Origin of the sequence: Streptomyces sp. CBMA156 (assembly GCF_014596515.1) — a bacterium.
Taxonomy (GTDB): Bacteria; Actinomycetota; Actinomycetes; order Streptomycetales; family Streptomycetaceae; genus Kitasatospora.
In genome coordinates this window covers 1-8,470 of sequence record NZ_MSJQ01000433.1, presented here as the reverse complement: position 1 = coordinate 8,470, position 8,470 = coordinate 1, and the positions used below count along the sequence as shown (strand labels likewise).

Genomic DNA, 8,470 nt, shown 5'->3' with positions numbered 1-8,470 from the left:
GGTGTTCCTCGGCGCGGTCGCGTACTTCGTGATCGTCGGCAGGACGCGGCCCGGCCGGGAGGACCCGGCGGGCGTCGATCCGGCCGCGCACGTGGTGGAGGGCGCTCCGGCGGACGGCACTCCGGCGCCCGTCCGCGTCGAGCGGCTGCCGCTGTCCGTCCATCGCTGCGCCCCCTCCGGGGTCCTCGGTCCGTGCTTCCGGGCCGATCGTGCCACATCCGGACGGTGCGGTTCCGGTCGGGCCGGTGGGCCGGGGCGCCGCTGCTCGCGGTGGCCGGAGTGGTCGCCGTAGGCTTGGGCGAGGACGCGCAGCGCGTACGCGAGGCCGGGCGCGCGGGGGTGCGACGGGCTCATCGCGGCGTGCTCCCGGGCCGGTTGGCCGACCGGGCCGAGCGTGGGCAGGTGGCTGTCGAGGAGCGCTTCGGCGCCGAAGACGTGCGCGACGCAGGCGCAGGCGTGGTTGTCCCGGGGCGGTGCCCGGTCAGGAGCCGGTGCGGCGCACGGGGTGCCCGCCGGGGGCGGTGGTGAGCCAGGAGCCGTCGCCGAGCGGGTGGATGTCGTCCGGGTCCGCGGCGTGGGTGTCGAACTCGCTGTGGACGCGGCCGGTGCGGGCGTCGACGCGGTAGTGGCGCGACCAGTCCTGTCCGTCGTCGCTCTCGCCGACGAGGGTGGCGAGCAGGGTGTCGGGGGTCAGGTAGCCGCCGCTCCATTCCAGGAAGACGGTGTCCGGGTCGTGGCCGAAGTCGCCGGCGGTGAGGGTGAAGACGCTCTCGCCGCCGGGGAAGGCGTGGACGGTGAGGTCGTTCTGCCCGTGGTCGACGGTCAGGACGTGCTGTCCGTCGGGTGACAGGCCGATCAGGCAGCGGTCGTCGAAGGGGTAGCGCCACAGGTCGATCCGGTCGTCGGTCAGGCAGGCGCGGTACAGGGCCGTGCCGTCCTGCCCTTCGCCGACGTTGAGGAGCATGTGGCCGCTCGCCGGATGCGCCAGCTGTACGGCGCCGTGCCCGGCCGTCTCCAGGTCGGTGCGGGCCAGGACGGCCCCGGTGCCGGCGTCCAGGGCCACCCACTGGTCGGGGCGGCCGCGGCCGGCGATCTCGTCGGGCCGGTAGACCCACAGCACCCGTCCGTCCGGGGACAGTTCGCAGTCGGGCCGGTGGCCGTACGCGCCGTCCGCCGGCGGCTCGAAGGGGGAGCGCCACACCTGCGTGCCGTCCGCCGTGACGCAGACGGCCGCGTCGGGCGTCGTGTAGCAGGCGCGGCGCAGGCCGGCGTCGACGGTGTGGGAGACGGCCTCGTCCCCGGCGGCCGGCCGGAAGGCCGCAATGGGCGTCAGCACGCCCACCTGTCCGGCGGCCGGGTCGTAGGCGTGGACGAGCCCGTCGACGAGCCGCGTGACGGGGGGCACGGGGCGCGGGGTGGAGGGGGTCATTGCGGGAGGCTACCGAACCCCGAGGTGGCGCAGGGAAGAGGGGTGCGCGCGCGGAGCCGGGCGCCGGCCGGGCTCCGCGCGCGCCGGGGGAGGGGGTTCAGGCGGCGGTCTGCCGGTGGGCGCGGACGCTGGTGACCAGCTGGGCGCGGATGCGGGCGGGGACCTCGGGGGCGAAGCGGGCCAGGTAGTGGCTCAGGTGGACCTCGTCGCCGGTGAGGAAGGGCAGGTCGAAGACCAGCAGCTTGCGCACCGCGAGCAGCGGGACGGGGGCGCGCAGCGGTCTGAAGGAGTGGTTCCACAGGCCGGGTTCCTCACAGGCCGGGTGGAACTGGCCGATCATCAGGCCCTGTTCGACGAACTCGTCCTTGGCCTTGCGCTGGAGCTCGTCCAGGACGGTGGAGTCCGCGCGGTCGAGCTGGGGCAGCACCAGCAGGACGGTCAGCAGCTCGCGGTCCGGTTCCTCGTCCAGGCCGGCGAGCAACTCGTCGTAGCGGGTGCGCAGTTCGGCGACCAGGGCGGGCAGGTCGCCGTCGTCGGGGCCGTCGGCGACGGCGACGTGGAACAGGCCGCGGCGCAGTGAGGGCTGGGTGTAGGGGCAGACCGGGCCGCTGCGGCCGAGGTCGGGGTGGGCGGTGGTGAGGAAGTCGCGGGCCCAGGCGAGGGTCTCGGCGGCTTCGGGGCGGCCGGTGGCGTGGCCGGCGTCGATGCTCTGCGCGCTGTACAGGCGCAGCGCCGCGGCGGCGGGGGCGGGGGCGGTCATCGGGCGGCTCCGGTGAGGGTGCGGCGCTCTCCGGCCTGCCAGCCGTAGTCGACGCCGGCGACGTGGAAGGCGTTGGCGAGGACCGGCCGGCTGCCGGCCAGCGGGCCGTGGTCGAAGAAGGTGAGCCGGGGCACCTCGACGGCCACCGGGGAAGGGTCCCAGTGGGCACGGTCGGCCTTGACCACGATCATCGAGCGGGTCTGCGGCTCGTACTCGAAGGTGTAGGGCAGCGGCCCCGCGAACCGGCGGGCGGCCCTGGCGTCCGCGAACGGGATGCCCGGCGGCAGGGCGGCGGGGGCGCTGCCGAGGTCGGCGCGCACGTGCAGGTCGGCGTGGCCGTCGCCGCTGAGCACCTTGAACTCCAGGGTGTCGCCGAGCACCCGGGTGCCGATCCTGGCGTGCCGGTAGTGGTAGCGGGAGAAGGCGTTCCCGCCGAGGGCCATCAGCCGGCTGTCGGTGTCCGAGCGCAGGATGCGCAGGCCGCGCATGGTGCGGCCGCCGGGGGTCGGGAAGCGGGTGAAGACCCGGTAGCCGGTCAGGTTGAAGTCCCGGCCCAGGCGGGCGGGCAGGGCGGCGGGGCGCAGCGCCCTGGTGTCCACGACGGCGGCGGCGACGAAGCCGTGCTCGGTGCCGTCGGGGTCGGTGTAGGTGTCGAGGGCGAGCCCGGACGGCACCAGCGGGGTGAGCAGGCGGGGCGGCAGGGCGTAGGTGAGGACGAGCGAGTGCGCGAAGTGGGTGCGCATCGCGAAGGGATGGCGTCGCAGCAGGTGTCGCACGGTCGACTCCGGTGGCTGGTACGGGAATTCGGAGCGTGACGGGGAAGCACGGAATCGCCCTCCGCCGCAGGCCGCGGTGGGGGTGTTGGCGCGCGTCCTCATCATGGCGCACACCTTTGAACACGTTCAACTCAGGGATGGGGTGGATGCTCGGGGGAGCGTGAACACCCGCTCGACAGCGGTCCTGGGGGCGCCGCGGCGCGGCCGTACCACCCTGGGCCGCACCCCACTCCCCCCGCCCGGGTGGTTTCGCCGCCCGGGACGCCGTCGGAGACGGTCGGTGGACGGATGATCCGTCCCGGGGCCGTGCGCGGGCGGCCAGGGAAGGACGGTTCGGGACCATGAGCACCACACGACGCATGCTGCTGGGCGCAGCGCTGATCGCCCCGCTGCTGGGTCGGTTCACCGGGACGGCGGCCGGCGCCGTGGACGGCGGCACCGGGAGTACCGGGAGCGCCGGGAGTACCGGAAGTGCCGGGAGGCTGGGCACCCTCTCAGACGGCTGGGTGGAGCTGCGCTGGACCCCGGAGGCCCAGACCCAGCTGGACCGCTTCCAGGCGATGGTGGAGGCCGTCGCCCCGGCGCGGCTGGTCCTGGGCGAGCACGGCATGTCCGTCCGGCTGCCGATCCACTCGGCCCAGGGCGACCCGTCGCTCGCGGACCCGCCGAAGGCGTACGGCGACGGTGCCCTCGACGGCGGCGTCTCCGTCCGCACCTCCCAGGGCGTCTACCGGGTGGTGGACCTGGTCGGCGCGATCAAGGACGGCCTGGGCTCCGGCCGCTGCGAGGTCAGCGGCGCGGAGATGGGGCACCGCTCGGCGTTCCGCTGCGGCCTGACGGAGGGGAAGCTGACGGCCGCACCGGTGCCCGCGGGGCAGCCGATGAAGGTCCGGCTCAGCGAGGCGCCGCTGCGCCCGACCCAGGAGGCGGTGGACGCGTACACCACGAGCTTCGGCGCGCACCCGGTCACCGTGGACACCGTGCTGGCGTACGTCACCGCCGAGGGGACCTACACCCCGCCCCCGGCCGCGCAGGAGTAGCCGCGCTGGCGGCAGCAGTGCTGGCGGCAGCAGTGGTGGCCGCAGTGCTCCCGGAGGCCGGGCGGTCGCCGCGGGACGCCCGAGGCTGGGCGGGCACGCCGACGCCGAAGCGGCGCTCGCGGTCCGCGTAGGCCCGGACGGCGCCGCGCAGCCCGGCCAGGTCGTAGTCGGGCCACGGCGTCGGGTCGAACAGCAGCTCGGCGTAGGCGAGCTGCCAGGGCAGGAAGTTGCTGATCCGCTGCTCCCCCGAGGTGCGGATCAGCAGGTCGACGTCCGGGAGGCCGGGGACGTACAGGTGCCGGGCGAGGTCGGCCGGGCCGATCTGCTCCGGACGGATCCGGCCCGCCACCGCCTCGGCGGCCAGTCCCCGGGCGGCGGCGGCCAGTTCCTCCCGGCCGCCGTAGTCCACGCACACCGTCAGGGTCAGCGTGCCGTTGTTGGACGTCAGGCTTTCCACCAGCGCGATCGAGGAGGCCAGCGACTCGTCCACCCGGTCCCGCCGCCCGCACCAGCGGATCCGGACGCCGAGCGCGTGCAGGCTCTCGGCGCTGCGGGTGAGGCCGTCGGCCAGGGAGTCGAAGAGCGCGGTCAGCTCCTCGGGCGGGCGGCCCCAGTTCTCGGTGGAGAAGGCGTAGAGGCTCAGGTGCCGGACGCCCAGCCGCAGCGCCGCGTTGACCAGGCGCAGCGCGGCCCGCTGCCCGGCCTGGTGGCCCTGCCGGGCGGGCAGCCGCCGGGCTTCGGCCCAGCGGCGGTTGCCGTCCATGATCACGGCGACGTGGGCGGGCGCGTCCTCCGTCGACGCCTCCTCCGTCGACGCGTCCTCAGCGGGTGCGTCCTCCGCGGGTACGGACCGGGTGCGGAGGCGGGGTGTGGTGCCGTCGGTGCGCAACGGTGTGAGGCCCTCGGTCAGGACCCGCGAGCCCACCAGGGTGACCTCGTCGTACTGGAGTTGGGCGCCGAGCAGCACGGCGTGCAGGAACGGGCGGCACTCGGGGGCGGCGAGCCAGGTGGCGGGCAGGGCCCGCTCCAGCAGCCGGTGGAGGTGGCCCTGCTGGCTCGCGACCAGCTCGTCCAGGGCGTCCCGGCGGGCGGCGCGGGGGTCCGCGCCGGGGTCCGCGCGAGGGTCGTCCCGGTGCTCCGCCCCGCGAGCGTCCCGGCCGAGGTCGGCGACGGTCAGCCCGAGGCGGCGCAGGTCCTCGCCCGGCAGGTAGCAGCGGCCGGCCGCGAGGTCGAGCGGGAGGTCCTCCAGGATGTCCGCCAGCTGGCAGGCCTCCCCCAGCGCGGACAGCGCGTCCGCCGCCTCCCGGCCCCGCGCGCCCAGCAGCGGGGCCCACAGCTCGGTGATCGTCCCCGCGACGCCCCGCAGGTGGCGGCGCTGGTCCTCGTGGGTCCCGAAGGCGGGCGGGCGGGCACCGTCGGCGCGGGTCGCGTCCAGGAACTCCTCGACCAGCGCCGGGTCCAGCTCCCAGCGCCGCACCGTGTCCACGAACGCCCGGCGCAGCGGGTGCCCGCTGCGGCCGGCCGCCAGCTCGGCCAGGGTGTCGGCCCGCCAGCGGGCGAACCGGCGCTCCCGCTCGGCAGGGCCTTCCGTACGCCCTTCCGTACGCCCTTCGGTGGCATCGGCGTCGGCGTCGGCATCGGCATCGGCATCGGCGATCCGGTCGGAGCGGGAGGCGAAGCCGTTGAGGGCGTGGACGTACGGCCGCACCTCGGACGGCAGTGCGTCGCTGATCGCCCGCAGTGAGGCCAGGTGGCCGGCCACCTCCTGCTCACAGAGCCGGTACGACTCCGCCAGCTCCGGCCCCCACGCCGGCCCCGGCCCCGGCTCCGGCGAACCGCCCGCCGCCCCGCTCCCCGCCATGCCCCTGCCCGCCCTCCGCCGACACCGTGCGAACACCCGGTCAACGAGGCGGGGGCGCAAGGGTGGCGATCCGGCCGGAGGAACCGGCGGCACCGGCGGCCGCGCGCACTCAGCCGAGGGCGGCCGGGGACTCCACCACCACGCCGTACAGGTCGCCGATCGTCGCCAGCGCCGCCCGGTGGACCTCGGCAGCCGCCAGCCTGGTGCCCGCCGACTCCAGCGGCCGGGTGGCGCAGGCGGCGGCCACCACGGTCGGCCGGTTGCCGCGCAGGAAGGCGCCCGCCGTGGTGAACGCGACGCACAGGTGGGTCATGAACCCGGCGACGACGACGTCCCGGTGCCCCGCCGCGTCGATCAGCTCGCCCAGGCCGGTGCCGACGAAGGCGTCCGGGGCCTGCTTGACCACCACCGGCTCGCCCTCGGCGGGGGCCACGCTCGGGTGGATCCCGCCGATCTCGGCCCGGATGTCGTACGGGGTGCCCTCGCCGCCGTCGTTGATCACATGGATCACGGTGCTGCCGGCCTCCCTGGCCCGGGCGAGCAGGTCGGCGGCGGCGTCCAGCGCCTCCTGCCAGCCGTCCAGTTCCATCACGCCGCGCATGTAGGTGTTCTGGTAGTCGATCAGGACCAGGGTCGCGTCGGCGAGGGCGGCGGGCTTCTCGTCGAGGCCGTTGAGGGTGCGCAGGGTGGTCGTGGGCACGGGGTACCGCCTTCTGCTCGGGGAGCGGACATTCGTGCAGGTCACACCTGGTGCGGCCTGCCTCGGCAACGCTACGAGCGGCACCCTGGTGTCGGCAATGTCGGCTAACCTGCAGATTCCGACATGGAGGGGAAGCCCGTGCCCGCACAGGCCGCGCCGCGGCTGATCGTCATCGTCCTGTTCGAGGGCGTCGACCTGCTCGACGTGACCGGCCCGCCGGAGGTGTTCTCCCTGGTCCGCCGGGAGACCGACGACGCGACCGGCTACCGGGTGGTCCTCGCCGCCGAGACCGCGGCGCCGGTCACCACCGCGGCGGGTGTGCGCATCCTGCCCGACCTCACCTTCGACGAGGCCGCCCGGAGCCGGATCGACACCCTGCTGGTGCCCGGCTCGGTCGAGGTGGACGACCGGCGCCGGGTCCGCGCGCTCACCGACCCGGCGGTGGTCGACCGGGTCCGCAGCCTGGCCGCCCGCTCGCGCCGGGTGGCCAGCGTCTGCGTCGGCGCGCACCTGCTCGCCGCCGCCGGACTGCTGGACGGGCGGCGCGCCACCACCCACTGGTCCACGGCCGGCCAGCTCGCCGCCGAGTTCCCGGAGATCGAGGTGGACCCGGACCCGATCTTCATCCGCGCGGGCGAGGTCTGGACCGGCGCGGGCATCAGCGCCTGCCTGGACCTCGCCCTCGCCCTGGTCGCCGAGGACTTCGGCGAGGAACTGGCCCTGCGGGTCGCCCGCCAGCTCGTCATGTACCTCAAACGACCCAGCGGCCAGAGCCAGTTCAGCGTCCCGCTGGAACCCGTGTCGGCCACCCGACGGATCGAGGAGCTGCGCCACCACATCCTGCGCAACCTCTCCGGGCGCCTCACCGTCCCGGACCTCGCGGCCCACGCCCACGTCGGCGAGCGGCAGTTGACCCGGATCTTCAAGACCGAACTGGGCACCACTCCGAGCGCCTACGTCGAGTCGGCCCGGGTCGAACTCGCCCGCCACCGGCTGGAGTCCACCGACGCGACGCTCGAACGCATCGCCACCGCCTGCGGGTTCGGCACCGTCGACACCCTGGTGCGCGCCTTCCGCCGCCGGCTCGGCACCACGCCGACCGACTACCGGCAGCGTTTCCGCACCGGGCCGGACCGGGAGTTCACGCCCCCGGCAGCCGGACGGTGAACTCCGTACGGCCCGGCGTGCTCGCCACCGTCACCGTGCCGCCGTGCGCCCCGGCCACGGCACGGACGATGGCCAGGCCGAGCCCGGTCGAACCGGTGGCCCGGGAGCGGGCGCGGTCGCCCCGGACGAAGCGTTCGAAGACCCGGCCGGCCAGCTCGGGCGCGATCCCGGGGCCGTCGTCCGTGACGCTCAACTCGACCTGCCCGTCGGATCGTCCGACGCGCAGCCCGACCTCGGTGCCGGGCGGGGTGTGGGTCCGGGCGTTGGCCAGCAGGTTGGCCACCACCTGGCTCAGCCGGTGCCCGTCCCCCCGGACCAGCACCGGTTCCTCGGGCAGGACGAGCCGCCAGCGGTGCCCGGGCCCCGCGGCGCGGGCGTCGGCCACCGCGTCGAGCACGATCCGAGTGAGGTCCACCTCCTCCTCGGCCAGCGGGCGGCCCGCATCCAGCCGGGCGAGCAGCAGCAGGTCCTCGACGATCGCTCCCATCCGCACCGCCTCGGCGTCGATCCGCTCCAGGGAGTGGCGTACCGGCGCCGGCACCGGCCCGGGGTGGCGCAGCGCCAGTTCGGCGTGGCCGCGGACCGCCGCGACCGGGGTGCGCAGCTCGTGGCTGGCGTCGGCGGCGAAGCCGCGCAGCCGTTCCTCCACCGTTCGGCGTGGCCGCGGACCGCCGCGACCGGGGTGCGCAGCTCGTGGCTGGCGTCGGCGGCGAAGCCGCGCAGCCGTTCCTCCACCG

Annotated in this window: 7 protein-coding genes and 2 pseudogenes; 2 read left to right on the top strand and 7 right to left on the bottom strand. The window is 75.7% G+C overall.

The window, feature by feature from the left end; translation table 11 throughout:
• Positions 1-481: 481 nt before the first annotated feature.
• The 3 genes from BU198_RS39005 to BU198_RS38995 all read right to left on the bottom strand — a co-directional run bounded on the left by BU198_RS39005 (position 482) and on the right by BU198_RS38995 (position 2,965).
• On the bottom strand, positions 482-1,429 hold the full coding sequence (locus BU198_RS39005) for a hypothetical protein (protein WP_188301469.1): 948 nt from the start codon (positions 1,427-1,429) through the stop codon (positions 482-484).
• 97 nt (positions 1,430-1,526) lie between these two features.
• Positions 1,527-2,189, bottom strand: coding sequence for a DUF6875 domain-containing protein (locus BU198_RS39000; protein WP_188301468.1), 663 nt, complete (start codon positions 2,187-2,189; stop codon positions 1,527-1,529).
• The gene (locus BU198_RS38995) at positions 2,186-2,965 is read right to left on the bottom strand and encodes a DUF2071 domain-containing protein (protein ID WP_317620506.1); all 780 of its coding nucleotides are present in this window, start codon (positions 2,963-2,965) and stop codon (positions 2,186-2,188) included. The genes BU198_RS39000 and BU198_RS38995 overlap by 4 nt, the downstream gene beginning before the upstream one ends.
• A 341-nt stretch (positions 2,966-3,306) precedes the next feature.
• On the opposite strand from BU198_RS38995, the gene BU198_RS38990 reads away from it, so the two are divergent.
• Complete coding sequence (locus tag BU198_RS38990; RefSeq protein ID WP_188301467.1) at positions 3,307-4,005, top strand: hypothetical protein; 699 nt, start codon at positions 3,307-3,309, stop codon at positions 4,003-4,005.
• Here the strand turns inward: BU198_RS38990 and uppS are convergent.
• Positions 3,959-5,866, bottom strand: coding sequence for a polyprenyl diphosphate synthase (gene uppS / locus BU198_RS38985; protein WP_188301466.1), 1,908 nt, complete (start codon positions 5,864-5,866; stop codon positions 3,959-3,961). The genes BU198_RS38990 and uppS overlap by 47 nt on opposite strands.
• Before the next feature lie 109 nt (positions 5,867-5,975).
• A complete protein-coding gene (locus BU198_RS38980) occupies positions 5,976-6,566 on the bottom strand; it encodes an isochorismatase family protein (protein ID WP_188301465.1) in 591 nt (196 codons plus the stop codon).
• Between the two features lie 138 nt (positions 6,567-6,704).
• Between BU198_RS38980 and BU198_RS38975 the strand changes: the two genes are divergently transcribed.
• Positions 6,705-7,733 (top strand): GlxA family transcriptional regulator, encoded by a 1,029-nt coding sequence (locus BU198_RS38975; RefSeq protein WP_317620505.1) that lies wholly within the window; start codon positions 6,705-6,707, stop codon positions 7,731-7,733.
• On the opposite strand, the pseudogene BU198_RS38970 reads toward BU198_RS38975, so the two are convergent.
• Together BU198_RS38970 and BU198_RS44385 are read right to left on the bottom strand one after the other, a co-directional pair.
• Positions 7,708-8,391 (bottom strand): annotated as a pseudogene (locus tag BU198_RS38970) (sensor histidine kinase); the annotation flags it as partial. The gene BU198_RS38975 and the pseudogene BU198_RS38970 sit on opposite strands and share 26 nt — an antisense overlap.
• 8 nt (positions 8,392-8,399) lie before the next feature.
• Positions 8,400-8,468 (bottom strand): annotated as a pseudogene (locus BU198_RS44385) (hypothetical protein); the annotation flags it as partial.
• Between the last annotated feature and the right edge of the window lie 2 nt (positions 8,469-8,470).

Coding starts and splice junctions, on each gene's coding strand:
- BU198_RS39005 (WP_188301469.1), bottom strand. CDS start 1,429: ATGACCCCCTCCACCCCGCGCCCCGTGCCCCCCGTCACGCGGCTCGTC.
- BU198_RS39000 (WP_188301468.1), bottom strand. CDS start 2,189: ATGACCGCCCCCGCCCCCGCCGCCGCGGCGCTGCGCCTGTACAGCGCG.
- BU198_RS38990 (WP_188301467.1), top strand. CDS start 3,307: ATGAGCACCACACGACGCATGCTGCTGGGCGCAGCGCTGATCGCCCCG.
- uppS (WP_188301466.1), bottom strand. CDS start 5,866: ATGGCGGGGAGCGGGGCGGCGGGCGGTTCGCCGGAGCCGGGGCCGGGG.